The sequence below is a fragment of the Rhodanobacter denitrificans genome, from assembly GCF_003335105.1.
In the GTDB taxonomy this organism is placed as follows: domain Bacteria; phylum Pseudomonadota; class Gammaproteobacteria; order Xanthomonadales; family Rhodanobacteraceae; genus Rhodanobacter; species Rhodanobacter denitrificans_A.
In genome coordinates this window covers 208,356-234,199 of sequence record NZ_QFWQ01000002.1, presented here as the reverse complement: position 1 = coordinate 234,199, position 25,844 = coordinate 208,356, and the positions used below count along the sequence as shown (strand labels likewise).

General features: G+C 68.6%; 23 protein-coding genes and 1 riboswitch. Of the genes, 12 read left to right on the top strand and 11 right to left on the bottom strand.

Annotation, left to right across the window (positions count from 1 at the left end):
- Positions 1-39: 39 nt before the first annotated feature.
- The gene (locus DEO45_RS01935) at positions 40-1,053 is read right to left on the bottom strand and encodes a cysteine synthase A (RefSeq protein ID WP_114340645.1); all 1,014 of its coding nucleotides are present in this window, start codon (positions 1,051-1,053) and stop codon (positions 40-42) included.
- A gap of 311 nt (positions 1,054-1,364) precedes the next feature.
- A riboswitch (SAM riboswitch) is annotated at positions 1,365-1,480 on the top strand.
- A gap of 86 nt (positions 1,481-1,566) precedes the next feature.
- Between DEO45_RS01935 and metX the strand changes: the two genes are divergently transcribed.
- The 3 genes from metX to DEO45_RS01920 all read left to right on the top strand — a co-directional run bounded on the left by metX (position 1,567) and on the right by DEO45_RS01920 (position 5,000).
- The gene (metX, locus tag DEO45_RS01930) at positions 1,567-2,598 is read left to right on the top strand and encodes a homoserine O-succinyltransferase MetX (protein ID WP_114340644.1); all 1,032 of its coding nucleotides are present in this window, start codon (positions 1,567-1,569) and stop codon (positions 2,596-2,598) included.
- Positions 2,599-2,733: 135 nt separating this feature from the next.
- Entirely contained in the window at positions 2,734-3,921 is a 1,188-nt protein-coding gene (gene metB, locus DEO45_RS01925; RefSeq protein WP_114340643.1) for a cystathionine gamma-synthase, read from the top strand.
- Complete coding sequence (locus DEO45_RS01920) at positions 3,918-5,000, top strand: homoserine dehydrogenase (RefSeq protein ID WP_114340642.1); 1,083 nt, start codon at positions 3,918-3,920, stop codon at positions 4,998-5,000. The genes metB and DEO45_RS01920 overlap by 4 nt, the downstream gene beginning before the upstream one ends.
- A gap of 19 nt (positions 5,001-5,019) precedes the next feature.
- Here the strand turns inward: DEO45_RS01920 and DEO45_RS01915 are convergent, their stop codons facing one another.
- Positions 5,020-5,718: a CDGSH iron-sulfur domain-containing protein gene (locus DEO45_RS01915; protein ID WP_114340641.1), complete on the bottom strand. Its 699-nt coding sequence runs from the start codon at positions 5,716-5,718 to the stop codon at positions 5,020-5,022.
- Between the two features lie 125 nt (positions 5,719-5,843).
- The gene (locus tag DEO45_RS01910) at positions 5,844-6,440 is read right to left on the bottom strand and encodes a YceI family protein (RefSeq protein ID WP_114340640.1); all 597 of its coding nucleotides are present in this window, start codon (positions 6,438-6,440) and stop codon (positions 5,844-5,846) included.
- Positions 6,441-6,675: 235 nt separating this feature from the next.
- On the opposite strand from DEO45_RS01910, the gene DEO45_RS01905 reads away from it, so the two are divergent.
- Positions 6,676-8,268, top strand: coding sequence for a hypothetical protein (locus DEO45_RS01905; protein ID WP_114340639.1), 1,593 nt, complete (start codon positions 6,676-6,678; stop codon positions 8,266-8,268).
- Between the two features lie 52 nt (positions 8,269-8,320).
- Here DEO45_RS01905 and DEO45_RS01900 read toward each other — a convergent pair whose 3' ends face one another.
- Together DEO45_RS01900 and DEO45_RS01895 are read right to left on the bottom strand one after the other, a co-directional pair.
- On the bottom strand, positions 8,321-9,985 hold the full coding sequence (locus DEO45_RS01900) for an APC family permease (RefSeq protein WP_114340638.1): 1,665 nt from the start codon (positions 9,983-9,985) through the stop codon (positions 8,321-8,323).
- A gap of 233 nt (positions 9,986-10,218) precedes the next feature.
- Positions 10,219-11,601: an L-serine ammonia-lyase gene (locus DEO45_RS01895; RefSeq protein WP_114340637.1), complete on the bottom strand. Its 1,383-nt coding sequence runs from the start codon at positions 11,599-11,601 to the stop codon at positions 10,219-10,221.
- 77 nt (positions 11,602-11,678) lie between these two features.
- Here DEO45_RS01895 and DEO45_RS01890 point away from each other — a divergent pair, with 77 nt between their 5' ends.
- Positions 11,679-11,915, top strand: a complete 237-nt coding sequence (locus DEO45_RS01890) for a glutaredoxin family protein (RefSeq protein WP_114340636.1) — start codon at positions 11,679-11,681, stop codon at positions 11,913-11,915.
- 81 nt (positions 11,916-11,996) lie between these two features.
- Here DEO45_RS01890 and DEO45_RS01885 read toward each other — a convergent pair whose 3' ends face one another.
- The 6 genes from DEO45_RS01885 to DEO45_RS01860 form a co-directional block, all read right to left on the bottom strand.
- Positions 11,997-12,569 (bottom strand): DUF4337 domain-containing protein, encoded by a 573-nt coding sequence (locus DEO45_RS01885; RefSeq protein WP_114340635.1) that lies wholly within the window; start codon positions 12,567-12,569, stop codon positions 11,997-11,999.
- A 97-nt stretch (positions 12,570-12,666) separates the two neighbouring features.
- Positions 12,667-14,034, bottom strand: coding sequence for a GTP-binding protein (locus DEO45_RS01880; protein WP_114340634.1), 1,368 nt, complete (start codon positions 14,032-14,034; stop codon positions 12,667-12,669).
- A 10-nt stretch (positions 14,035-14,044) separates the two neighbouring features.
- Positions 14,045-14,593, bottom strand: a complete 549-nt coding sequence (locus DEO45_RS01875) for a YceI family protein (RefSeq protein WP_114340633.1) — start codon at positions 14,591-14,593, stop codon at positions 14,045-14,047.
- Complete coding sequence (locus tag DEO45_RS01870) at positions 14,590-15,171, bottom strand: cytochrome b (protein WP_114340632.1); 582 nt, start codon at positions 15,169-15,171, stop codon at positions 14,590-14,592. Before DEO45_RS01870 ends, DEO45_RS01875 begins: the two co-directional genes overlap by 4 nt.
- The gene (locus DEO45_RS01865; protein WP_114340631.1) at positions 15,168-15,788 is read right to left on the bottom strand and encodes a YceI family protein; all 621 of its coding nucleotides are present in this window, start codon (positions 15,786-15,788) and stop codon (positions 15,168-15,170) included. The genes DEO45_RS01870 and DEO45_RS01865 overlap by 4 nt, the downstream gene beginning before the upstream one ends.
- 925 nt (positions 15,789-16,713) lie before the next feature.
- Positions 16,714-17,715 (bottom strand): polyprenyl synthetase family protein, encoded by a 1,002-nt coding sequence (locus tag DEO45_RS01860; protein WP_114340630.1) that lies wholly within the window; start codon positions 17,713-17,715, stop codon positions 16,714-16,716.
- Positions 17,716-17,845: 130 nt separating this feature from the next.
- Between DEO45_RS01860 and DEO45_RS01855 the strand changes: the two genes are divergently transcribed.
- The 7 genes from DEO45_RS01855 (at position 17,846) to kdpC (ending at position 25,830) form a co-directional block, all read left to right on the top strand.
- Positions 17,846-19,060, top strand: coding sequence for an MFS transporter (locus tag DEO45_RS01855; RefSeq protein WP_114340629.1), 1,215 nt, complete (start codon positions 17,846-17,848; stop codon positions 19,058-19,060).
- Positions 19,061-19,137: 77 nt separating this feature from the next.
- A complete protein-coding gene (locus DEO45_RS01850; RefSeq protein WP_114340628.1) occupies positions 19,138-20,121 on the top strand; it encodes a DedA family protein/thiosulfate sulfurtransferase GlpE in 984 nt (327 codons plus the stop codon).
- Positions 20,122-20,363: 242 nt separating this feature from the next.
- Positions 20,364-20,456: a K(+)-transporting ATPase subunit F gene (gene kdpF / locus DEO45_RS01845; protein WP_114340627.1), complete on the top strand. Its 93-nt coding sequence runs from the start codon at positions 20,364-20,366 to the stop codon at positions 20,454-20,456.
- Complete coding sequence (gene kdpA, locus DEO45_RS01840; protein WP_114340626.1) at positions 20,453-22,255, top strand: potassium-transporting ATPase subunit KdpA; 1,803 nt, start codon at positions 20,453-20,455, stop codon at positions 22,253-22,255. The genes kdpF and kdpA overlap by 4 nt, the downstream gene beginning before the upstream one ends.
- A 36-nt stretch (positions 22,256-22,291) precedes the next feature.
- A complete protein-coding gene (kdpB, locus tag DEO45_RS01835; RefSeq protein WP_114340625.1) occupies positions 22,292-24,364 on the top strand; it encodes a potassium-transporting ATPase subunit KdpB in 2,073 nt (690 codons plus the stop codon).
- Positions 24,364-25,161 (top strand): TorF family putative porin, encoded by a 798-nt coding sequence (locus tag DEO45_RS01830; RefSeq protein ID WP_114340624.1) that lies wholly within the window; start codon positions 24,364-24,366, stop codon positions 25,159-25,161. The genes kdpB and DEO45_RS01830 overlap by 1 nt, the downstream gene beginning before the upstream one ends.
- 75 nt (positions 25,162-25,236) lie before the next feature.
- Positions 25,237-25,830: a potassium-transporting ATPase subunit KdpC gene (gene kdpC / locus DEO45_RS01825; RefSeq protein WP_114340623.1), complete on the top strand. Its 594-nt coding sequence runs from the start codon at positions 25,237-25,239 to the stop codon at positions 25,828-25,830.
- Positions 25,831-25,844: the final 14 nt, after the last annotated feature.

Here is a 25,844-nt window from a genome sequence, read left to right as displayed (position 1 = left end):
GGATACGTTAGCAGGACGCCGGCAAAGCGGCGCTCGTTTCTACGGGAAGGCCGTTGCCAGCCAGTCCGGCACCGGGATGTTCTTTTCGCGCAGGAACGCCGGGTTGAACAGCTTGGCCTGGTAACGCGTGCCGGCGTCGGCGAGCACGGTGACGATGGTGTGGCCGGGGCCGAGTTCGCGGGCGAGGCGGATCGCGCCGGCCAGGTTGACGCCGCTGGAGCCGCCGGTGCACCAGCCCTCCTCGGCCAGCAGGCGGTGCAGCAGCGGCACCGATTCATCGTCGGGGATCGACCAGGCCAGGTCGATCGGCGCGCCGTCGAAGTTCGCGGTGACCCGGCTGGAGCCGATGCCCTCGCTGATCGAGTTGCCACTGGCGAGCAGCTCGCCGGTGTTGACGTAGCTGGCCAGCGCCGAGCCGGCCGGGTCGGCCAGCGCGATGCGCACGCGCGGGTTGCGCGCCTTCAGCGCGCGCCCCACGCCGGCCAGGGTGCCGCCGGTGCCGGCGGCGCAGACGAAGCCGTCGACGCGGCGGCCGGCATCGTCCCATATCTCTGGCCCGGTGCTGGCCTCGTGCCAGTCGCGGTTGGCGGTGTTGTCGAACTGGTTGGCGAACCACGCGCTGCCCGGATTGGCCGCGTTCGCCGCCTCGGCGTGGGCGCGGGCCTGGTGCGCGTAGTGGTTCGGATCCTTGTACGGCACCGCGGGCACCAGCCGCACCTCGGCGCCGGCGATGCGCAGCGCGTCGATCTTCTCGCGGCTCTGCGTGTCCGGCATGAAGATCGTGGTGCGGTAGCCGCGGCTGGCGCCAAGCAGGGCCAGCCCAATCCCGGTATTGCCGGCGGTGCCCTCGACGATGCGGCCGCCGGGGCGGATCTGCCCACGCCGCTCGGCGTCCAGCAGCAGGCCGAGCGCGGTGCGGTCCTTGATCGACCCGCCGGGGTTGAGGAACTCGGCCTTGCCCAGGATCTCGCAGCCGGTCAAGGCGGAGGCGTGGCGCAGGCGCAGCAGCGGGGTGCGGCCGACGGCGGCGGAGAGGTCAGGCTGGATGCTCATGGGGTGGAGTCTGGCGGAGAGGTGTTGATTTTGCTCCTCCCCTGCATGCAGGGGGGCTTTTGATTTTTGAAGATCAAGGGCTGGCCCCTCAGCCAAGGCACTCCTTGCGGTCGCCCAGCCATCTCCTACTGCGCAGGGGCGGGAGCAGGGGATCGGCTCATGCCCGCGATGGTTTCCCGTCGCCAGGATGGTGGCGGCAAGCATGTTTCGATAGCAACCATGCGACAAGCGATATGATTGAATAAACATATATGTGTCTAGACGTTTAGACGTCTATTGACAAGACATGGCGGCAGGCATCACCATCTGCCCACTCATCGAGACCGGCTGAGGGACAGGCCCTTTGAAGCCGGGGCAACCTGCGGAGCGCTTCCGCCACGGTGCCAACTCCTGCGGGGATGCTGCGGCATCCACCGGAAGATGGGCGTCGTCCGGCTCGCGGCAGCTTCCGCCAAACCGGTACCGACGACCCTTCCGGTCCCGCGCAGGGCGATGCCGACCGGAGAGAGTTTCATGACGTTCCTGCCCGAAACCCGCTGTACCGAAGCCAGCCAGGCCGCCTGCACCGCCGCCGCCGAGCCGGCGTACGCGCGTTCGCCGCTCACCGCCCAGCGCAGCACCCGCCGGTTGCGGCTCAGCCCGAAGTACGGCAGCGGCCCGCGCGAGGTGGAGGTGGACTACCTGTGGTGCGGTGCGCCGGGCGCGCCCACCGTGATCGTGCAGGGCGGCATCTCGGCCGATCGCGATGTCACCGCGCTGGACGGCGGCGCGGCGCCGGGCTGGTGGCAGGCCTTGGTCGGCCGCGGCGCGGCGATCGACCTGGAGCGCTGGCGTGTCCTGTCCATCGACTGGCTCAGCCCGGACCGGCTCGGCGCGGGTTCGGTCTCCAGCGAGGACCAGGCCGATGCCCTGGCCGCGCTGCTCGGCGAGCTGGGCATCGCGCAGGCGCATGCCTTTGTCGGCTCCTCCTATGGCGCAATGGTGGCGCTGGCGTTCGCCGCGCGGCACCCGCGCAGCGTGGACCGCCTGCTGCTGCTGGCCGGCGCGCACCGGCCGCATCCGCTCAGCACCGCGCAGCGCAGCGTGCAGCGCGGCATCGTGCGGCTGGGCCAGGCCAGCGGCCAGGCCGATGCGGCGCTCGCGCTGGCGCGCCAGCTGGCGATCACCACCTACCGCGGTAGCGCCGAGTTCGGCCGGCGCTTCGCCGGCGGCCCGGAATGGCGCGAGGAGCGCTTCCACTTCCCGGTCGAGGACTACCTGGCGCACCAGGGCCGCCGTTTCGTCGAGCGCTTCGATGCGGACCGCTTCCTCGCGCTGTCCGAGTCGATCGACCTGCACGACGTGCAGCCCGAGCGGATTCCCGTCCCGGCCACGCTGATCGGCTTCCCCTCCGACCGGCTGGTGCCGCTGGCCGACCTGTGCGAACTGCAGCGCCGCCTGCATGGGCCGGCCACGCTTGAGGTGGTCGAATCGCCGTACGGCCATGACGCCTTCCTGAAGGAACCCGAACAGCTCGCGCCGCTGCTGCGTGAAGCGCTCGCGTAGCCGCGTGCACTGCCTTCGTAGGGCGGGCAGTGCCCGCCGCTCCCGAGCCATACGCATCGTCGAACAGCTGGCGGGCAGTGCCCGCCCTACCCAAGAACCTGCATTCACCGACTGACGAAAGACCTGGAGATCGAGATGACCGAGCCCGCCCCCTGTACCCGCGCCGTGCGCGCCGGCATCGAGAGCGACACCCAGCACGGCGCCGTGGTGCCCGCGCTGCACCTGTCGACCAACTACAGCTTCGCCGGCTTCGGCCGCAAGCGCGCATACGACTACTCGCGCAGCGGCAATCCCACCCGCGACCTGCTCGGCGAGGCGCTGGCGGAGCTGGAGCAGGGCGCCGGCGCGGTGGTGACCTCCAGCGGCATGTCGGCGGTGGCGCTGGCGCTGGAGCTGGTGCCGGCGGGCGCCACCGTGCTGGCGGCGCATGACTGCTACGGCGGCACCTGGCGGCTGCTCGACGCATGGGCGAAGAAGGGTCGCTTCCAGGTCGAGTTCGCCGACCTCACCGACAGCGTGGCGCTGGCCGCCGGCCTGGCGAAGAAGCCGGCGTTGGTGTGGGTGGAGACGCCGTCGAACCCGCTGCTGCGCATCACCGACATCCGTCACGTGGCGCAGGCCGCGCACGCGGTGGGCGCCCTGCTGGTGGTGGACAATACCTTCCTGTCGCCGGCGCTGCAGCAGCCGCTGCTGCTCGGCGCGGACGTGGTGGTGCACTCTACCACCAAGTACATCAACGGCCACAGCGACGTGGTCGGCGGCGCGGCGGTGGCGCGCGACGCCGCGCTGGCCGAGCAGCTGAAGTGGTGGGCCAACTGCAACGGCCTCACCGGCGCGCCGTTCGACAGCTACCTGACCCTGCGTGGCCTGCGCACGCTCGGCGTGCGGCTGCGCCAGCACCAGGAAAGCGCTGCGCGTATCGCCGAGCGGCTGGACGCGCACGCCGCCGTGCGCAAGGTCTGGTACCCCGGCCTGGCCAGCCACCCCGGCCATGCGCTGGCGGCGCGCCAGCAGCAGGGTTTCGGCGCGATGCTGAGCTTCGAGCTGGACGGCGACGTGGCGCAGATCGAGGCCTTCGTCGACGGCTTGCAGTATTTCTCGCTGGCCGAGTCGCTGGGCGGCGTGGAAAGCCTGATCGCGCACCCGGCCACGATGACCCATGCCGCGATGGCGCCGGAGGCGCGCCGCACCGCCGGCATCGCCGACAGCCTGCTGCGGCTGTCGGTGGGCATCGAGGACGGCGACGACCTGCTGCGCGACCTCGACACGGCGTTGGTCCGTGCCGCGGCGGCAGGGACGTCCAAACGCCGGGTGCTCGCATGAGCGCGGTGCTGGCCGAGCGCGCGACGAGCGCCAGGAGCGAGGCATCCTCCACCATCGCGATCGTGCTGCTCGGCACCGGCGTGGTCGGCGGCGCCTTGCTGAAGCTGCTCAACACCACCGCCGCGGGTTCGCTGCGGCTGGTCGGTGCGGCGAACTCGCGGCGCCAGCAGACCGACCCGGCCAGCCTGGCCCGGCGCAACCTGCGCGAGCAGCTGAACCAGCACGGCACCCCGCGCGACAACGCCAGCCTGCTCGCCGCGCTGGACGCCAGCGACGCGGCGGTGAAGGTGATCATCGACGCCACCGCCAGCACGGCGCTGGCCGCGCGCCACGCCGAGTGGCTGGCGCGCGGCTACCACGTGGTCACCGCGAACAAGGCGCTGGCCGGCGGCGAACTCTCCGGCTGGCGCGCGCTGCAGGCGGCGCTGGCGAACGGCGGTTGCTATGGCGACTCGGCCACGGTGGGCGCCGGCCTGCCGGTGCTGTCCACCCTGCGCCGCCTGCGTACCTGCGGCGACGGCCTGCTCACCCTGGAAGGCGTGTTCTCCGGTTCGCTGTCGTGGCTGTTCAACCAGTACGACGGCAGCCGTCCGTTCTCCGAGCTGCTGCGCGAGGCGCGCCAGCTCGGCTATACCGAACCCGATCCGCGCTCGGACCTGTCCGGCGAGGACGTGGCGCGCAAGCTGCTGATCATCGCCCGCAACGCCGGCTTCGCGCTGGGTACCGACGAGGTGCAGGTGGAAGGCCTGGTGCCCGAGTCGTTGCGCGAACTGGACACCGAGGCGTTCCTGGCGCGGCTGGCCGAACTCGACGTACCGCTGGCGGCACGCCATGCCGAGGCGAAATCGCGGGGCTGCGTGTTGCGCTTCCTGGCCCGGCTCAACCAGCGCGGGCATGCCCGCGTCGGCCTGGCCGAAGTGCCGCTCACCCACCCCGCCGCGCGGCTGTACGGCACCGACAACCAGTTCGCGCTCACCACCACCCGCTACTACGCGCAGCCGCTGGTGATCCAGGGCCCGGGCGCGGGGCCGGAAGTGACCGCGCAGGCGCTGCTGGGCGATGTGCTGGCGCTGGCTTGAGCCCGCGTGGGCTGACTGCTCATTCGCTGTCACTGAATCCGATCGATGCATGCGTGCCGTCGCAGAACGGCTTGTTCTGCGACGCGCCACAGCGGCACAAGGTCACCCGGTTGCGTATTTCGTATTCGAAGCCGTCGGCGCCGATCAATTGCACGCCACCACGCAACCAGATCGGGCCGGAGCAGTGCTGGGCAGGATCCTCGATCAGGGCAATCGACGGCTCGAACGCGGGCTCGATCGGCTTGCCGGTCTCATTGTCCCAGGCCACCAGCCGTCCGGACGGGCAGGCGCAGGTCTGGCTGACGAAGTGCTTGCCGGCCGCGGGCTCATCGGATGCGCCGACGAGGTTCCACACCTTGCCATGCGGGTCGCAGAAGCGCGCGAACGCGCACAGGCCCTCGACGTCGGTGAGCGACATGGTCGGGCCGCGGATGACTTCGGCCTGATCGAGATAGGGCTCGCGACTCGCCGTTTCGCTGCCGTCGAATCCGACCTTGGCGTGCGAGCCATCGCAGAATGGCTTGCTCGCGCTGTGGCCGCAGCGGCACAACGCGTATTGCTCCTGCTCGGGGTACTGTCGACCCTTGTCCCAGCTTGTCGACTCGCCGTCTTCGTTGGTGCCGATGGTCTGCCTGTGCAGAGGTAGCGCCCCGGAAACGAGATAGGGGCCGTTCCTCGAAATCTTGACGCGCGCACCCACCGGCTTCTGCGGATTCATCTGACGCCCCTCGGTTGAACAACGTGAAGGCCACGATCCATGAATCCACTGTACAACTTGTGCCGTGACGGGGCGGTCATTCGGAATGACAAAGCGCGCGGTACGTGGCGCTGGCCCGAGGCGACTCAGGTGGCGGGCACGGCGATCGCCTCGACCTGGATGCGCAGCGTCACCGCCATGCCGAAGCCGTAGGGTTTGCCGGCGTCCATGCCGAACGCGTCGCGCTGGAAGGTGGCCAGCGCGTCGGCGCCGCACACTTCGCGTCTCAGCATCGGATGCGGCATGCACTTGAAACTGTCGATCTTCAGTTCCAGCGGGCGGGTCACGCCGTGCAGGGTGAGCGTGCCGACCACGCGGGTCGGCTTGCCGTCGACGAAGCCGGCGAGGCGGCCCGCGTAGACGGCTTGCGGATACTTCGCCGTGTCGAACAGTTCCTCACCCTGGGCCTTCTGGTTGAGCTGGTCCTGGCCGAAGTCGGCGCTCTTCATGTCCACCACGACTTTCACCATGCCGCTGCCGGCCGCCTTGTCCAGCGTCACCGTGCCGCTGCTGTGGTTGAACTTGCCGCGCCATACCGACAGGCCGCCGAGGTGGTCGGCCTCGAAGCTGGGGTAGGTGTGGTCGGGGTCCAGCCGGTACTTCACCTCGGTGGCGTTGGCGACGGTCAGCGGCAGCAGGGCCAGCAGGCTGAGGGCGAGGGCGGTGCGGATCGTGGACGGCATGGGCGGTTTCCTTGCGTGGCAGGAGGGGTGTCTGCGGGAACGACGAATCGGGCGCCGCGATTTCGACATTGCCATGCGCCGGTGATCGCCACCATCCCGTATTGCGTCGCTGCGCGGTTGCCGCCAATGTCCGGATGTCCACATGCAGGAGAGATGACTCGATGAACTCCCGTTCGCCGGCGCCGCCGGCATCCCCGCACGGCGGCGGCGCGATCGGCCCGGGTGGGTTCCGCGCATGAACGCCTCAGCCAACCGCTGGTTCGCCCCCGGCGACCTCAACGGGTTCCTTGGGCTGGTGGTGGACAACCTGTCCATCATGGGCTTCCTCGCCGCGGCGCTGATCGGCCTGTTCGGCTTTCCCGCGGACATCGTGTTCCTGCACATGTTTCCGGGCACCGCGCTGGGCGTGCTGCTGGGCAACCTCGCCTATACCGTGATGGCGCGCCGGCTGGCACGGCGCAGCGGCAGCAACAACGTCACCGCGATGCCACTGGGACTGGATGCGCCGACCAGCATCGGCATGGCGCTGCTGGTGCTCGGCCCGGCCTTCCTCGGCTTCAGGCAGGGCGGCATGGACGAACATGCCGCCGCGATCGCCACCTGGCAGCTGGGCATGGCCTCGCTGGTGGTGATGGGCGTGCTGAAGTTCGTGCTGTCGTTCTTCGGCGCGATGGTGCAACGGCACGTACCGCGCGCCGGCCTGCTCGGTTCGATCGCCGGCATCGCGCTGGTGCTGATGGGCTTCCTGCCGCTGGTGGAAATCCTGAAGTTGCCGGTGGTGGGATTCGCCGGGCTCGGTGTGGTGCTGTACGCGCTGGTCGCGCACGCGCGCATGCCGTTCGGCCTGCCCGGCGTGCTGGTGGCGTTCGTGGTGGGTGCGCTGCTGTACTACGGGCTCGGCGCGCCGGGCTGGCTGGGCGCGGGCTACCACGCGCCGGCGGCGTGGCAGTGGCGTTTCGCGCTGCCGTGGCCGACCCTGCAGTGGGTAGACGGGCTCGCCTACGTCGTGCCATACCTGCCATTGATCCTGCCGTTCGGCCTGCTGATGGTGGTGGGCGGCATCAACGTCACCGAGAGCGCACGCGCCGCCGGCGATGACTATTCCACCCGCGACATCCTGCTGGTCGAGGCGCTGGCCACGCTGGCGGCCGGCTTCTGCGGCGGCGTGGCGCAGACCACGCCGTACATCGGCCAGCCGTCGTACAAGGCGATGGGCGCGCGCAGCGGCTACACCCTGCTCACCGGCATCGTGATCGGGCTGGGCGGCGTGTTCGGCTATCTGTCGAACCTGGTCGAGCTGCTGCCGTTGCCGGTGCTGGCGCCGATCCTGGTGTTCGTGGCGATCGGCATCACCGTGCAGGCGTTCGAGGCGACGCCGACGCGCTACGCCGCCGCGGTGGTGTTCAGCTTCTTTCCGGCGATCGCGCGAATGCTCACGATCAAGCTCAGCGACCCGGCCTATGTCTCGCCCGAACATTTCGCGCAACTGTTCAACGACGGCGCGCACGGCATCTCCGAGCTGGCGGTGATCACCGTGCTGGGCAACGGCTTCATCATCACCGCGATGGTCTGGGCCAGCTTCGTGGTGGCGCTGATCGACCACCGCCCGCGGCGTGCCGCGCTGATCCTGCTGCTGGGCGGGGCGCTCAGCCTGTTCGGGGTGATCCATTCGGTCGAGCTGTCGGGCGGCATCTACCTGCCGTGGCTGCTCGATGCCGCCTCGCGCGGCATCGTGTGGCAGTTCGCCGGGGCCTACGGGGTGCTGGCGGCCGTGCTGGCGCTGCTGTCGCTGGGCGATCCGCGGCGCACGACCGGCGCCGCACGCTGAAACGAAAACGCGCGGCTCGTCGCCGCGCGTTCGTGTCGATCGGATGGCAGGGTCAGTGCCCGGCGATCCGTTCCGCGGTCTGCTCGTCCGGCGGCACCAGCGGCGCGTCGGGGGCGAGTTTCGCTTCGACCTCCGCCGCTTCCACCGACGGCGTGCGCCAGCCAGATTTTACGCCCCAGACGTAATAGAACAGGCCGATCACCGCGACCACGGCCAGGTCGGTGCCGTAGGACAGGTAACCCTTGCCGCCGAACGTGGTGCTGCCGGCCCAGGAGACGAATGCCAGCGTGGGCAGGTAGAACACCAGCCACCACGCCCCCTTCATCTGCCGGCCGAAGTCGTGCCAGCCGGACTTGGCCTGGTAATAGAAGTACACCGGCAGCGCGACCACCATCAGCAGGATGATCTCGCCGGTCAGCGGCCAGCGCGCCCAGTACAGGAGCTCGGTGGACATGACGAAGGCGATGCCTGCCAGCACCGGCAGGCCGGCGAGGCGCAGCGGGCGGTGCAGCCCCGGCGCGGTGCGGCGCAGGGTCATCACGCTGACCGGGCCGGTCAGGTAGGAGATGATCGTGGCCACCGAGATCACCGCCGCCAGCGTGCCCCAGCCGCGGAAGAAGAACAGGAACAGGAACGACACCACCAGGTTCACCCACATCGCCGGGCGCGGCACGCCCCACTTCGGGTGGATGCGACCGAGGATCTTCGGCAGCGTGCCGTTGCGTTCCATGCCGTACAGCATGCGCGCGGTGGTCGCGGTGTAGGTCATGCCGGTGCCGCTGGGGCTGATCACCGCGTCGATGAACAGCAGCGTCGCCAGCCACTGCAGGCCGAGGATGATCGCCAGGTCGGCGAACGGCGAGCTGAAGTTGATGCCGTGCCAGCCCACATTGGCCAGCATCTCCCGCGGCACCGCGCCGATGAACGACACCTGCAGCAGCACGTAGATCACAGTGGCCAGCGCGATCGAGCAGACGATCGCGAACGGGATGCTGCGGCCGGGGTTGTGCGCCTCGCCGGCCAGGTTCACCGGGCTCTGGAAGCCGTTGAAGCTGAACACGATGCCGGCGATCGCCACCGCGGTGAGCACCGAGGCGAAATCGGTCTTGTGCAGTTCACCGTGGATGCCGACGCTGAAATTCTCCGGGTGGAAGCCGCTCATCATCAGCAGCACTGCGGTTAGCGCGGGGATCACCAGCTTGAACAGCGTGATCGCGGTGTTCGAGCGCGCGAACAGCTTCACGCTCCAGAAGTTCAGCAGGAAGTACACGATCACCAGCGCCGCGGCGATCAGCAGGCCGTTGGCGCTCAGCTCGCCGTGGCCGCCGGGCACCTGGTGGTACAGGTCCTTCGCCCACTGCCATTTCCACGACGACATGTACTGCGCCGACGCCTCCGCCTCCACCGAGATCACCGAGACGATCGCGATCCAGTTCGCCCACGCCGCGATGAAACCCACCAGCGAACCGTGCGAGTAGTGGCCGTAGCGCACCATGCCGCCGGATTCGGGGAACATCGAGCCGAGCTCGGCATAGGTCAGCGCGATCGCCATGATCACCGCCGCGCCGATCACCCAGGCCCAGATTGCGCCCGGCCCGGCGATCTGCGCCGCGCGCCACGCGCCGAACAGCCAGCCGGAGCCGATGATCGAGCCCAGGCCGGTGAGCATCAGGGCGAACGGGCCGACGTCGCGGCGGATGGGGCTGGCTTGGGACATGGAAGCTCCTGCGGAGGGCGTCTGGATGCGCCAAAAGAGGCCGATGGTTGCAGAATTGACCGCTCGGTGCCACCTGCCGGCGGTCACGCCATGTTCTGGCCGTCGTAGGGCGGGCACGGCCCGCCGGCTTTCGCTTCAAGCCGGACGCGGAGCGGCGGGCACTGCCCGCCCTACGAAGCTGCCTGTCTGGCATCTGCCATGTAGGGAGCATCGTCCGCGAACAGGAGGGAGCATCAGCACTCGATGACGTTCACCGCCAGGCCGCCGCGGCTGGTTTCCTTGTACTTGTCCTTCATGTCGCGGCCGGTGTCGCGCATGGTCTTGATGACCTTGTCGAGCGAGACGCGGTGCTTGCCGTCGCTCTTCAGCGCCATGCGGCTGGCGTTGATCGCCTTGACCGAGCCCATCGCGTTGCGCTCGATGCAGGGGATCTGCACCAGGCCGCCGATCGGGTCGCAGGTGAGGCCGAGGTTGTGTTCCATGCCGATCTCGGCGGCGTTCTCGACCTGCATCACGTTGCCGCCGAGCGCGGCGGTGAGGCCGCCTGCGGCCATCGAGCAGGCCACGCCGACTTCGCCCTGGCAGCCGACCTCGGCGCCGGAGATCGAGGCGTTTTCCTTGTACAGGATGCCGATGGCGGCGGCGGTGAGCAGGTAGTTGATGATGCCTTCGTCGTCCGCCTTCGGGCAGAAGCGCAGGTAGTAGTGGCCGACCGCGGGCACGATGCCGGCGGCACCGTTGGTGGGCGCGGTGACCACGCGGCCGCCGGCGGCGTTTTCCTCGTTGACGGCGAGCGCGTAGAGGTTGACCCAGTCGAGGATGGTCAGCGGATCCTTCAGCGCGGCCTCGGGCTGATTGCGCAGTTCCTCGGCCATCGCCGGCGCGCGGCGCGTGACGTGCAGGCCACCGGGCAGGGTGCCGGGCGAGCGCAGGCCGCGGGTGACGCAGTCCTGCATCGCCTTCCAGATGGTCAGCAGGCCGGCGCGGGTTTCCGCTTCGGGGCGCCACACGCTTTCGTTCGCCATCATCAACTGGGCGATGGTCAGGTTGTGTTGCTTGCACAACGCCAGCATCTGGTCGCCGGTGGTGAATGCGTAGGGCTGCTCGGTGGTGTCGGCGACGATGCGGTCTTCCGCGGCCTCGTCGGTGTTGACCACGAAGCCGCCGCCAACCGAGTAGTAGTCGCGGCTGGCCAGCTCGTTGCCATCGGCGTCGTAGGCGGAAAAGCGCATGCCGTTGGTGTGGAACGGCAGCTTCTGGCGCTTGTTGAAGACCAGGTCGCGCTTCTCCTCGAACGCGATCTCGTGCTTGCCGAGCACGCGCAGGCGTTGCGTCGTGCGGATGCGTTCGAGCGTGGCCGGGATCCGGTCGGGATCGACCGTATCCGGGTGCTGGCCCTCCAGCCCCAGCAGCACAGCCTTGTCGGTGCCGTGGCCACGGCCGGTCATCGCCAGCGAACCGAACAGCTCGGCGCGCACGCGGGCGACGCGGTCGAGCACGCCCTTCTCCTCCAGCCAGTGTTCGGCAAAACGCGCGGCGGCGCGCATCGGCCCCACCGTGTGCGAGGAGGACGGCCCGATGCCGATCTTGAACAGGTCGAATACGCTGACGGCCATGGATGTGCTGCTGGCGAAGTGAATGAACCGGCTATTCTACGCGGCACCCCTGGTTTTGGCAGTCCATTCGCAAGCGCATGTCCGACCTGATCCTGTACCAGCGCGACTACTGCCACCTGTGCGACCTCGCGCTGGCGGTCATGGCTGAGGCGCGCGCGCCGGATTTCGACAGCGTGTGGGTGGACGACGCCGACGAGCTGGAGCAGCGCTACGGCACGCGGGTGCCGGTGCTGCGCGACGCGCGCGACGGCCGCGAGCTGGACTGGCCGTTCGACGCGGCGGCGGTGGCCGCGTTCCTGCGGGTGGCTGGATAAGCGCCCGCTCCCTTCCGCTCCGCCGCGCCGCGAGGCGGCAGCTGCATCGCGCTGCCGCGGTGCCGCCATGCCGGGGGCGACTCAGATGCCGAAATATGCCAGCGTGCCGACGACGAGGCCGAGAGCGCCCATCACGAGCACCAGCCGGCCCAGCCACTGCTTGCGCGTGAGCAGCGCGATCGCGGCCATGGCGATGCCGATCTGCAGCAGCATCGTGGCCTGCGCCCACCGGTGGTGGCGGTGCATCTGCGCCTCGCTCTTTTCGTCGAGCGCGGCCGAAGCCTGTTCGAGCTTGTCGGCGGCGAGCTTGATCTCGACCTTCTGCGCCTCGTAGCGTTTCATTTCGGCCGCGAAGAACGGCTTGCGCGCATCGCTGGACAGCTCCATGCCGAGCTCGCTCAGGTTCTGCTTGTTGCCCTTCGCCTGGTAGTAGTTCCACTGGTTGGCCGCTTCGGTTTTCCGGATGGCGGCATCGTTCTTGAGCAGGGCGGCGTCGGCCTGGGTGCTGCCGGCCATGTACGAGAACATGGCGCCCATGGTGGCCAGGATGGCGGTGATCACCGCCAGCCGGCCGGCCATGCCGCGGGGCTCGCGTTCAGCGGCTTCGTCCATGTGGTTCTCGTGCACGCCGCGGACCTCGAATTCTTCTGACATGCGCTCTCCGAACAGCCGGCCAAGGTGGGATGCGGATTCTAGACGCGATTGCCGTGCACGCAGCATATCCCGCAAGAACTATCGCGGCGCGACCGGTTCAGCGGGTGGCGCCGGGATTCCTGAGCCGCCGCAGGATCTCCTCGCGCGCCTCGCGCAGGATCGAGTCGCGGTCGAGTCCGGCCACAATATCGGCGACGGCGCGCTTGGCGCCGCCCTCGCCCCAGGACTTGCCGGCGACGAGGTAGCGTTCGGCGGCGCGACCGATCAGCACCGTGGCGTACCAGCCCAGCGCGCCCTGCGCGGCGGCGGTGACCAGCACCGACAGGCCGGCGCTGAAGCCTTTCAGCGCCGAGGCGACCAGCTGCATGCCCCAGATCGCGCCCATCAGCGCGGCCAGCTGCGCCGAGATCACCGCCACCAGCCGGCCGGATTCGGCGCGGGTCAGCGGCAGGCCGTACACGCGCGACAGCTGCACCACCATCGCCGCGTCCAGTCCGGCGGCGGCGAGCAGGTCGGCCACCGGGATCGGGTTCAGCGCCACCGCCAGGCCCTTGGCCAGGCAGTACTGGCGGATCAGTTTCGCCGCCACCGCCTGCCGTGTCTGCGCGATGCGCGCGCTGACCTGGTCGGTGAGCCGGCCGGCGTACAGCCCGGCGTTGATCGCCGACAGCGTCTTGCCCTCGCGCGCGGCGATCGCCAGCAGCCGCTCGCGCAGGGCGGCGACGTCGGGCATGCGCGCCTGCTCGCGGACCTGCTCGTGGCCGCGCGCGTCGACCTCGACCACCCGTTGCGGCGTCGGCCGCGCGGCCACCGCGAGCACGTCTTCCGCGCGCACCAGGCCGGCCACGCGCAGGCGCAGGTGTGCCAGCAGGTCGGCGAGCTCGTCGGCGCCGTAGCGGTCGGCCTTGTTCAACGCCAGCAGCAGCGGGCGCTGGGTGGCGGCCAGCGTCTTCAGCGCGTCGAGTTCCTCGCGGGTGAGGTCGCCGTCGCCGACGAACACCACCAGGTCGCTGACCTCGGCCACCTCGAATGCCAGCCGCTCGCGCGCCTCGCCGTCCAGTTCGTTGATGCCGGGCGTGTCGATCAGCACCAGGCCGTCGTGCTGCGCCTCGTCGAGCATCGCGTGGCCGGCTTCGGTGGTTGTGCCGTGCAGCACGCCCACGGCGAACGCCTCGCGGCCGAGCAGGGCGTTGCCCAGCGCCGACTTGCCGGTGGAAACGCGGCCGAACACGGCGACGTGCAGCTCGCCGCGCTCGAGCTTGTCCAGCATCGCCTCGATGCGGCCGAAGTCGCCGGCCAGTTCGCCGCGCACCGCGGCCGGGATGGTTGGGTCGTCCAGGAGCGCGCGCAGGCTGTCGGCCACCTGCGTCGAACCGGCGGCGTCGCGAGGCGCTGTGGCCACATGGCGGCCCGGATCGGGCCTGACCCAGCCGCGCAGGCGTTGCCACAGCGTGTCGCGCGCCATCGCGGCGGCGTTACTTCGGCGCCAGTTGCAGGTGCGCGGTGACCTTCACCTCGCCACCGATCACCGAAGTGTCGGCGTAGTCGCCGGTACCCACGCCGAAGTCGAGCCGCTTCACCGTGCCGGCCACGTCCAGCGTGGCGCCGCCGGCCTGCGGTTTGAACGTCACGTCCAGGATCACCGGTTTGGTCACGCCGCGCAGGGTGAGCGTGCCGTCGGCGATCACCTTGCCGCCGCTGCGGCGGAAGCCGGTGGTGACGAAGTGCGCCTTCGGGAATTTCGCCACGTCGAAGAAGTCCGAACCGGGCAGCGCCCCGTCGCGGTCCTTGTCGCCGGTCTTCACGCTGGCCAGGTTCACCTCCACGTCGAACTTCGACGCGGCGAGGTTGGCCGCGTCGTAGCGGATCGCCGCGGTCCACTGGCCAAAGTGGCCGTCGAACGATTCGCCCTGGAAGGTGTTGCTGAAACCGAGCGTGCTGGACGCCGGCTGCACGGTGTAGTCGGTGGCTGCAGCGAGCCCCGGCAGGGCGAGCGCCAGCAGCAGGGTGGCAAGGCGTTTCATCGGGAGTCTCCTTCGGAAGCGGGGGGCGCGCGCAGACGGCCGAACGGCAGCATCCGGCGCAGCGTGTTGTCATGGTCGAGCAGGTGGTGTTTCAGCGCGCCGCCGACATGCGCCACCAGCACCAGGATGAGGAACCAGAACAGGTACTCGTGCACGCCGTGCGCGAAATCGCGCAGCGCGTCGTTCTTCTGCACCAGCGCCGGCAGGTTGAACAGCTTGAACCACTGCAGCGGCTTGCCGGTGATCGAGTTGAACCACCAGCCGCTGAGCGGCAGCAGCACGATCAGCACGTACAGCGCGCCATGCGCCGCCCGCGCGGCAAGCTGCTGCCAGCGCGGCGCCGGTTCCTCCGGCGGGCGGCGGTCGGTCCAGCGCCAGGCGATGCGCAGCAGCACCAGCGCCAGTACGGTAAGGCCGATCGACTTGTGCAGGGCCAGCCAGTTGATCTTCTGCATGGGCGAGCTGGCCAGGTCCATCAACAGGCCGAACAGGCCGTTGCCGAGGATGCCCAGCGCGATGATCCAGTGGAAGAACCTGGCGACCGAGCCCCACTGGCGGTCGTTGCTGCGCAGAGTCATGGCGTTTCCTTGTCGGATGGAGCGGCGTGGTCGTCACGGATAGCCTCCAGCTCGAGCCACACGCTGACGTTGGCGCCGATCGAGTTGGAGTCGGCGGTGATGCCGAAGTTGTTGCGGTCCAGGCTGGCGGTGGCCGAGAAGCCGGCGACCTCGTGCCGTTCGTAGATGGTCCTGGCGGCGCGGTTGAAGGTGAACGACAGGTCCAGCGGGCGGGTGACGCCATGCAGGGTCAGCTCCCCGTGCAGCACGCCGTGGTGCTCGTCCTTGCGTTCCACCCCGGTACTGCGGAAGTGCGCGTAGCGGTGATTCGCGCAGTCGAGCAGGGCCGGCTTGCATACGGCCTTGTTCCAGTCGGCGTCGCCCATGTCCACGCTGGCCAGGTCGAGGTCCAGCTCGGTGGCCGCCGTACTCCAGTCGCCTGGGTCGAAGCGCAGCCATCCGCGCGCGATGTGCAACTGCCCGAACGGTCGCGAGTAGCCGTTGTGGCTGATGCTGAAGACGACCTGGCTGTGCACCGTGTCGTAGCGCCAGCCCTCCGCGGCGGCGTGCGCCGACGCCAGCGGCAGCACGGTTGCCGCGAGACACCACAGCCAGCGGGTTGGGCGCATTCGGAACATGCGGTGAAGTCTGGCCGATCGGCGGCGAGGCCGCCAGCGACGGGGGCTGAACGATGGGTTTCCGTGGGTGAGCCAATGGGGGACGGTCGATGGGTTCACTCCGTGGCCTCTGCTCTCTTTTGAGCACAGGGCTTTTGCTCGCCGGGTACATCTGGAGGAGCGCACTTGTGCGCGACAGCTCTTGCTCTTGCCGCATTCAGAGCGAAAAGCATCAAAGACAAGAGCTTTCGTGCGCCTATGGCGCCCGAGTTACTTTCTCTTTGCGTGGCCAAAGAGAAAGTAACCAAAGAGAAAGGCCACCCCGCTTGGCGCTTGCCGGGCTCCTGCCCGGCAAGTCCGTGAGTCGGGGCCGGGCTTTTCGAGCGGGCATCGTGCCCGCGCGAAAAGGCGTTGCCATCCGTGGCAACGCCCGCTGCGCGGCCTGTCGACCCCGACTCACCGCCGCGCAAGGGACCCCGGGTAAAGCAGCGGGCCGTCGTGGCCCGCACTCGGTGATGAAGCCGCGAAGCAAAAGCAAAAGCAAAAGCAAAAGCAAAAGCGGCAGAGCAGAGCTCCATACTGCTGTTGCCTTGCTGTGGTTGTTGCCCTGGCTGTTGCTGTGGTTCTTTCGAAGAGTGCGGGCCAGGATGGCCCGCTGCTCTACCGGGTCCCCTCTGAAGCGGCGGGCGGGTGGTGGAAAAGCCCGCAGGGTGGCCGGCAGGGATGCCGGCCAGTTTGGCGTCAGCACAGGATGTGCTGTCGACAAACCCCACCACCCGACCGCGGACCTTGCGGGCAGGATGCCCGCAAGGCGCGCAAGCGGGGTGTCGTTTTCTCTTGGGTACTTCTCTTTTGGACAAGCAAAAGAGAAGTACCTCGGCCTCCGCAGGAGGACGAAAGCTCTTGGCTCTCGATGCAGGAGAAGGCGACCGAAGCGCCGCAAACCTCAGAACGTGCGCTGCACCGAGTAGTCGGCCAGCGTGGCCAGCGCATCGCGGTGGGCCGAGGGCGGCAGGGCAGCGAGGGCGTCGCGCGCGGCGCGGGCGTGCAGCAGGGCGCGGTCGCGGGTGCGTTCCAGCGCACCGGAATCGCGGATCGAGGCGATGATGCGGTCCAGCGAGTCGAGCCCGCCGTGCTCGATCGCGTGGCGCAGCGACTGCACCTGTTCCGGGTTGGCTTTCTCCAGTGCGTAGATCAGCGGCAGCGTCGGTTTGCCCTCGGCGAGGTCGTCGCCGATGTTCTTGCCCAGGGTGCCGGCGTCGCTGGTGTAGTCGAGCAGGTCGTCGGCGATCTGGAACGCGTAGCCCAGTTCCATGCCGTAGCGGCGCAGTGCGGCCACTTCGTCTTCGGGCAGGCCGCCGAGCAGGCCGCCCAGTTCGGTGGCGGCGGCGAACAGCACCGCGGTCTTGCGTTCGATCACCGCCAGGTAGGCGGCCTCGCTGACGTCGGCGTTGCCGATGTTGAGCAGCTGCAGCACTTCGCCCTCGGCGATCGTGTTGGTGGTATCGGCGAGGATGCGCATGATGCGCATGTCGTCCAGTTCCACCATCAGCTGGAACGAGCGCGAGTAGAGGAAGTCGCCCACCAGCACGCTGGCCGCGTTGCCCCACAGCGCGTTGGCGGTCTTGCGGCCGCGGCGCAGGTCGGAATCGTCGACCACGTCGTCGTGCAGCAGGGTGGAGGTGTGGATGAACTCGATGATCGCGGCGAGCTTGGTGTGATGCTCGCCGCGGTAGCCGGCCGCGCCGGCGGCCAGCACGTGCAGCATCGGGCGCAGCCGCTTGCCGCCGCCGGCGATGATGTGGTCGGCGATCTGGTTGATCAGCACCACGTCGGAGGACAGCCGCCGGCGGATCAGCGCGTCCACGCGCTGCATGTCGGCGGCGGCGAGGTCGCGCACCTGGGCGAAGTCGGCGGGGCGGGTGGCGTCGGCAGGCATCGAGTTCATGGGTGCATCGCAGCGGCGTAGGGCGTGATTATAGGGGCTGCAGGAATTTGCGCCGCGACATGTCACCACAGTCGTGGCGCATGGCGCCCCCTATAATGCCGGCCATGACTTTGGCGATGTATATCCCCCGGTGAGCAAACTCTCCAGCCTCGAACTGCGCAGCGCCCTGACCCTGGCCTGCGTGATCAGCCTGCGCCTGTTCGGCCTGTTCCTGATCATGCCGGTGTTCTCGCTGTACGCGAAGGCGATGCCCGACGCCACCGGCTTCATGATCGGCCTGGCGCTTGGTGTGTACGGCATCGGCCAGGTGCTGCTGCAGATTCCGCTGGGGCTGCTGTCGGACCGGATCGGGCGCAAGCCGGCGATCACCTTGGGGCTGATCCTGTTCGCCATCGGCGGGCTGATCGCGGCGATGTCGCATACGCTGGCCGGCATCGCGATCGGCCGCGCGGTGCAGGGCATGGGCGCGGTGGCCGGTGCAGGCATCGCGCTGGCGGCAGACCTTACCGCCGAGGAAAACCGCGGCAAGGCGATGGGCATCATCGGCGTGTCGATCGGGCTGGCGTTCCTGCTGGCGCTGATCCTGGGGCCGCCGCTGGAAGCGGTCGCCGGGTTGTCCGGGCTGTTCGCCGCCACCTCGATCCTGGCGCTGGCCTCGCTGGCGCTGCTGTGGCTGATCGTGCCCACGCCGGCGCGCGCCCGTGCGCCGGCGGCGGCCGGCTTCGGCCCGGTGCTGGCGATGCTGCGCGACGGCCGCATGCTGGTGCTGAACGGCTCGGTGTTCTTCCTGCACGCGCTGCTCACCGCCAGTTTCGTCGGGCTGCCGCTGCTGCTGGCGAACACGCTGCACCTGCCGGTGAACCGGCACTGGGAGCTGTACCTGCCGGTGATGACGGTGGCTGCGTTCGTGATGGGGGCGAGCCTGCACCATATGCGTGAGATCGCGCAGAGCCTGCGCATCGTGATGGTGTGCGTGGTGGCGATCGGGCTGGCCCTGCTCGGCTTCGCGCTGTCCGGCCGCCACCTGGCGGCGTTCGGCGTGGCCGCGGCGGTGTTCTTCTCCGCCTTCAACCTGCTCGAGGCGGCGCTGCCCAGCCTGGTCTCGCGGCTGGCGCCGGAACACCTGCGCGGTGCGGCGATGGGTGCCTATTCGACCAGTCAGTTCATCGGCGCGTTCGTCGGCGGCACGCTTGGCGGCATCGCGCTGGGCCGACTCGGGCCCGACGGCGTGTTCGTCTGCGCCGCGGCGCTGACCCTGCTGTGGCTGCCGCTGGTGATCGCCGGCTCGCGCCGGATCGGTCGCGCTGCCGCGGTACGGATGCAGGCCGTGCAGGAACCGCGGTAGAAGTTTGCAATGGCCGCCGCGCGGCCCAATCATGAGCCCCTGCGGCGTGGCCGCACCGTGCATCGGGTACCGCTTCGATGGCTCATGAAATCATCGCGCTGATCGCGCAATACGGCGTGTTGCTGGTATTCCTCAACGTGCTGGTGACCCAGCTCGGCGCGCCGGTGCCGGCGGTGCCGACGCTGGTGGTGGCCGGTGCGCTGGCGGCGCATGGGCAGGTGTCGCCGGTCAGCGTGCTGCTGGTCGCCGTGGCCGCGTGCCTGCTCGGCGACGCAGTGTGGTATGCGGCCGGCCGGCGCTACGGCGCGGGCGTGATGCGCCTGCTGTGCCGCATCTCGCTGTCGCCCGACTCGTGCGTGCAGCGTTCGGAGCTCAAGTTCCAGCGCTGGCGCGGGCAGGTGCTGCTGGTCGCCAAGTTCGTGCCGGGGCTGTCGACCGTGGGCTCGTCGCTGGTGGGCGCGATGGGCCTGCCGCTGTCCCGCTTCGTATTTTTCGATGGGCTGGGCTCGCTGCTGTGGGCCATGGTGGCGGTCGGCGCGGGCTATGCCTTTGCCGAACAGGTCGACGGCCTGCTGGCGGCCATCGCGAGTGCCGGCACGCTCGCGATGGAAGCGCTGCTGGGCCTGCTGGCGCTGTATGTCCTGACCCGCTGGTGGCAGCGCCGGCGCCTGCTGCGCACGCTGCGGATGGCCCGCATCACGGTCGAGGAGCTGGAGCGGGCGATGAAGTCGTCGCCGGCGCCGGTCGTGCTGGACGTGCGCGCGGCGGGCTCGCGGCTGTTCGACACGCGGGTGCTCCCCGGCGCGCTGCTGCTCGACGACCGCGGCATCGACCGCGCCGTGCACGACATCCCGTTCGACCGCGAGCTGGTGGTCTACTGCAACTGCCCGAACGAAGTGTCCGCCGCCCGGGTGGCCAAGGTCCTCATGGCGCAGGGTTACCGCCGGGTGCGCCCGCTGCTTGGCGGGCTGGAGGCGTGGGACTCGGCCGGCTATCCGGTCGACCGGTTGTCTTCATCGCCCGGCGCCGCAGATGACGGGGTCGCACGCGCGGCCGGCTGATCGCCGCGCGCCAAAAATTTACGCGTTGCATACGCGGATCGGCGAAATCGCTACCCCGTTCTTATACGGCGTTTCCTACAGTGCGCGTCGCCTCTTCATGGAGTCGACGCCGATGGATTTCGTCTACCTGTTGTTCCTGCTCGTGCTGTGCGCGGCGGCGCTCGGCTTCCTGCTGATCTGCGATCGGCTCGATCCGCGCAAGTAAACCGCTCCGCCTTTCCCGTCTGCATGAGTCTCCCGCCATGAATGTTCTCCACGTCCTCGCCGGGGTGATCGCGGTCGCCCTTGCCGGCTACCTGTGCGTGGCCCTGCTCAAGCCGGAGTGGTTCGAATGACCACGAATGATTTGCTGCAGGTCGGCCTGTATCTGGTCGTGTTGCTGCTGCTGGTGAAGCCGGTGGGAAGCTACCTGGCATTGGTATTCGCCGAGGCGCCGAATCGGGTTACCCGCTTCGGCGGCCGCGTGGAGCGCGGCATCTACCGGCTGTGCGGCATCCGCGCCGAGGAGGACATGGGCTGGAAACGCTACGCACTGGCCATGCTGCTGTTCAACGTGCTCGGCGTGCTGGCGGTGTATGCGCTGCAGCGCGCGCAGCAATGGCTGCCGCTGAATCCGCAGCATTTCGGCGCGGTGTCGCCCGACTCGGCGATGAACACTGCGATCAGTTTCGCCACCAACACCAACTGGCAGGGCTACGCCGGCGAATCGACGATGAGTTACCTGACCCAGATGTCGGGGTTGGCGGTGCAGAATTTCCTGTCCGCAGCGACCGGCATCGCGGCGCTGGTGGCGGTGGTGCGCGGCTTCAGTCGGCGCAGTTCGCTCGGCATCGGCAACTTCTGGGTCGATCTCACGCGCAGCACGCTGTATGTACTGCTGCCGCTGTCGTTGTTGATCGCGCTGCTGCTGGTGTCGCAGGGCGTGGTGCAGAACTTCAAGCCGTATGTCGATGTGCCGGTGGTACAGGTCGGCAGTTACGCCGAGACGGTGAAGAATGCGGCCGGCAATACGCTGAAGGATGCCGCAGGCCACGACGTGATCAGGGAAATCCCGGTCACCACGCAGACCCTGCCGATGGGTCCGGCCGCTTCGCAGGTCGCCATCAAGATGCTCGGCACCAACGGCGGGGGCTTCTTCAACGCGAACTCCGCGCATCCGTACGAGAACCCCACGCCGTTCTCCAACTTCATCGAGATGCTGGCGATCTTGCTGATCCCCGGCGGGCTGTGCGTGATGTTCGGCCAGATGGTCGGCGACCGGCGGCAGGGTTGGGCGATCCTCGCCACCATGCTGCTGATCTTCATCCCGTTGACGATCGGCCTGGTCGCTGCGGAGCAGGCCGGCAACCCGGCATGGCACGGATTGGCGGTGGATGCGCGTGCCTCCGCGCTGCAGGCCGGCGGCAACATGGAGGGCAAGGAGGCGCGCTTCGGCATTGCTTCCAGCGGCCTGTTCGCGGCGATCACCACGGCCGCCTCGTGCGGCGCGGTGAATGCGATGCACGACTCGCTGACCCCGCTCGGCGGCCTGGTGCCGATGTGGCTGATCCAGCTCGGCGAGGTGATTTTCGGCGGCGTGGGTTCGGGCTTGTACGGCATGCTCGCATTCGCGGTGGTGGCGGTGTTCATCGCCGGCCTGATGGTGGGCCGCACACCGGAATATCTTGGCAAGAAGATCGAGGCCTACGAGATGAAGATGGCCAGCCTCGCGGTGTTGCTGCCCTGCGCGCTGGTGGTGATTGGCACGGCGGTCGCGGTGATGCTGCCAGCCGGCGTGGCGGGTATCGCCAATTCCGGCACACACGGTTTCAGCGAAATCCTCTACGCAGTCAGTTCGGCCTCCAACAACAATGGCAGCGCGTTCGGCGGACTCTCGGCGAACGCGCCGTTCTGGAACGTGCTGCTCGGCATCTGCATGTTCCTTGCGCGCTACCCGCTTGCGATAGCGATGCTGGCTCTGGCCGGCTCACTGGCGGCCAAGCGGCACGTGCCCGAATCGGCCGGCACGCTGCCGACGCATACGCCGCTGTTCGTCACGCTGCTGGCCTGCGTGGTGATCGTGATCGGTGCGCTCACCTTCCTGCCGGCGCTGGCTTTGGGGCCGATCGCCGAATACCTGATGTCGGTCCACTGAGCCATTCGGGCCGATCTTTCAAGGGACTCTGATTCCATGACTCCGCAAACGCATGCCGCTCAAAGTTTCGATCGCGAGCTGGTTCTCGCGGCGATGGCCGATTCGTTCCGCAAGCTGTCGCCGCGGCTGCAGTTCCGCAATCCGGTGATGTTCGTGGTGCTCGTCTGCAGCGTGCTGACCACGCTGCTGTGGGCACAGGCACTCGCCGGCCATGGCGAGGCACCGACCGGCTTCATCTTCTGGGTCAGCCTGTGGCTATGGTTCACCCTGCTGTTCGCGAACTTCGCCGAAGCGCTGGCGGAAGGCCGCGGCAAGGCGCAGGCCGACGCGCTGCGCGGCTCGCGCAAGGACGTGATCGCGAAGAAGCTGGCATCGGCCAATCGTCATGCAACGATCGCCTTCGTACCGTCGGCTGAATTGCGCGCCGGCCACCACGTGCTGGTCGAGGCCGGCGAGCAGGTTCCCGGCGATGGCGAAGTGGTGGTTGGTGCGGCCAGCGTGGACGAAAGCGCGATCACCGGCGAGTCCGCGCCGGTGATCCGCGAGTCCGGCGGTGACCGCAGCGCGGTCACCGGGGGCACCCGCGTGTTGTCCGACTGGCTGGTGGTGCGCATCACCAGCAACCCCGGCGAGAGCTTCCTCGACCGCATGATCGCGATGGTCGAAGGTTCCAAGCGGCGCAAGACGCCGAACGAAGTCGCACTGACCATCCTGCTGGCCAAGTTCACCCTGATCTTCCTGCTCGCCTGCGCCACCCTGCTGCCGTATTCGATCTACAGCGTGCAGGCGGCCGGCCTTGGCCATCCGATCACGCTCACCGTGCTGGTCGCGCTGCTGGTATGCCTGATTCCCACCACGATCGGTGCGCTGCTGTCGGCGATCGGCATCGCCGGGATGGACCGGATGATCCGCGCCAACGTGATCGCCACCTCCGGCCGCGCGGTCGAGGCGGCCGGGGATGTCGACGTGCTGCTGCTGGACAAGACCGGCACGATCACGCTGGGCAACCGCCAGGCGGTTGCGTTCCATCCGGCGCCGGGCGTGGCGGAGAGCATCCTCGCCGAAGCCGCGCAGCTCGCGTCGCTGGCCGACGAGACGCCGGAAGGGCGCAGCGTGGTGGTGCTGGCGAAGGAGCAGTACGGCCTGCGCGAGCGGCCGCTGGAGGCATTGCACGCGCAGTTTGTGCCGTTCGCCGCGCAGACCCGCATGAGCGGCGTCGATCTCGGCACGCGGCAGATCCGCAAGGGTGCGCTGGACGCGGTGGGGAAATATCTGGAGGCGCAGAACAGCCACCTGCCGCCGCTGGTCAAGCGCATGGCCGAGGATATCGCGCGCCGCGGCGCCACGCCGCTGATCGTTACCGAGGCGGACCGCACGCTGGGCGTGATCGAGCTGAAGGACATCGTCAAGGGCGGCATCAAGGAGCGCTTCGCCGAGATGCGCCGGATGGGCATCAAGACCATCATGATCACCGGCGACAATCCGCTCACCGCCGCCGCGATCGCGGCCGAGGCAGGCGTCGACGATTTCCTCGCCGAGGCCACGCCGGAAGCCAAGCTGAAACTCATCCGCGACATCCAGGCGCAGAACCGGCTGGTCGCGATGTGCGGCGACGGCACCAACGATGCGCCCGCGCTGGCGCAAGCCGACGTGGCGGTGGCGATGAACACCGGCACGCAGGCCGCGAAAGAGGCCGGCAACATGGTCGACCTCGATTCCAACCCGACCAAGCTGATCGAGGTGGTCGAGATCGGCAAGCAGATGCTGATCACCCGCGGTGCGCTGACCACGTTCTCGATTTCCAACGACATCGCGAAATACTTCGCGATCATCCCGGCGGCGTTCGCGACCACCTACCCGGCGCTCGGCGCGCTCAACGTGATGCGGCTGGCGACGCCGCAGAGCGCAATCCTGTCGGCGGTGATCTTCAACGCGCTGATCATCATCTGCCTGATCCCGCTGGCGCTGAAGGGCGTGAAATACCGCGCGCTCGGCGCCGCTGCGCTGCTGCGCCGCAACCTGCTGGTCTACGGCCTGGGCGGCCTCGTGGTGCCGTTCCTCGGCATCAAGCTGATCGACCTGCTGCTGGTCCTGCTGGGGCTGTCCTGATGCGCATCCTTCCACTGGCCGCGCTCGCCACGGCACTCGTCCCCTGCCTCGCCAACGGCGTGCCGGCAGACGAAGTCACCGGCAATGTCGCGCTGACCTCGGACTACGTATTCCGTGGCCTCACCCAGAGCTGGGGCCGCCCGGCGATCCAGGGCGGCGCCGATCATGCGAACCCGAACGGCTTTGCCGCCGGTTTCTGGGGTTCCAGCGTGAGCGAGCGCAGCTGTCCCGGCGGCGCGATGGAGCTGGACCTGTATGCCAGTTACGGCCGGGCGATCGACCGCGACTGGTCGTGGCGCGCCGGCATCTATGGTTATGTCTATCCCGGTGCCAACCTCGATCAGCCCGGACTGCCCGCGCGCTCGCTGAACACCGCCGAGGCCAACGTCGCGTTGAGCTGGAGACAGTTCACGCTGAAGTACAACCGCTCGCTCACCGACTATTTCGGCGTTGACACCGAGCAGGGCTATCGCGGTGATTCGAAGGGCACCGGCTACCTGCAGCTGGACACTGCCTTCCCGTTGAGCGATGCGTGGAGCCTGGCGTTGCACGCTGGCCACACGCACTACACCACCACGTTGACGGCACCGCTGGCCGCCGGCGCGCGCGATCCAGGCTACAGCGATTTCGGCGCCACGCTGAAGTATCGGATGGCGGCCCACTGGTCGCTGAGCGCGGGGGTGACCTACGCCACCAATGCGGATTTCTACCGACGCACTTCCAGCCTTCTCGATGCGCGCGACACACGCAACGTCGGCGGTTCGCGCGGTTTCGTGATGCTGCAAGGAAGTTTCTAGCGCGATCGATCCCTGATCGCGAGAGCAATAAGCGGCCATTCGTAGCCGCACTTTTCAAAAAGAACGGAGCCCGCCATGAGCAAGCTGCTGCGTCAGTCCTTTGTACTGCTGCTGGTGATGACGCTGATTACCGGCGTCCTTTATCCGCTGGTCGCCACCGGGCTGGCCCAGCTGATTTTTCCGCAGCAGGCCAACGGCAGCCTGATCGTGAAGGACGGCAAGCCGGTTGGCTCCGTGCTGATCGGCCAGTCGTTCACCGGCCCGAAATACTTCTGGGGCCGGCCGTCGGCCACCACGCCGCAGGTGGACAACGGCATCAATTCCGGCGGCTCCAACCTGGGTCCGACCAACCCCGTGTTGACTGACGTGGTGAAGCAGCGCATCGCCGCATTGCGGGCGGCCGACCCGGGCAACAACGCGCCGGTGCCGGTGGATCTCGTCACTGCTTCGGCCAGCGGCCTCGATCCGGAGATCAGCCTGGCGGCGGCGCGGTACCAGCTGGCGCGCGTGGCAACGGCGCGTGGATTCGGCACTGCGCGGGTACTGGCGCTGGTGAACGAATACACCCGCGGCCGCCAGCTCGGCGTGCTAGGCGAGCCGCGGGTGAATGTGCTGCAGCTCAACCTCGCGCTGGATGCGGAGCAGGCGCTTGGCGCCGGATCGCGCTAACGTAGCGTCACCGA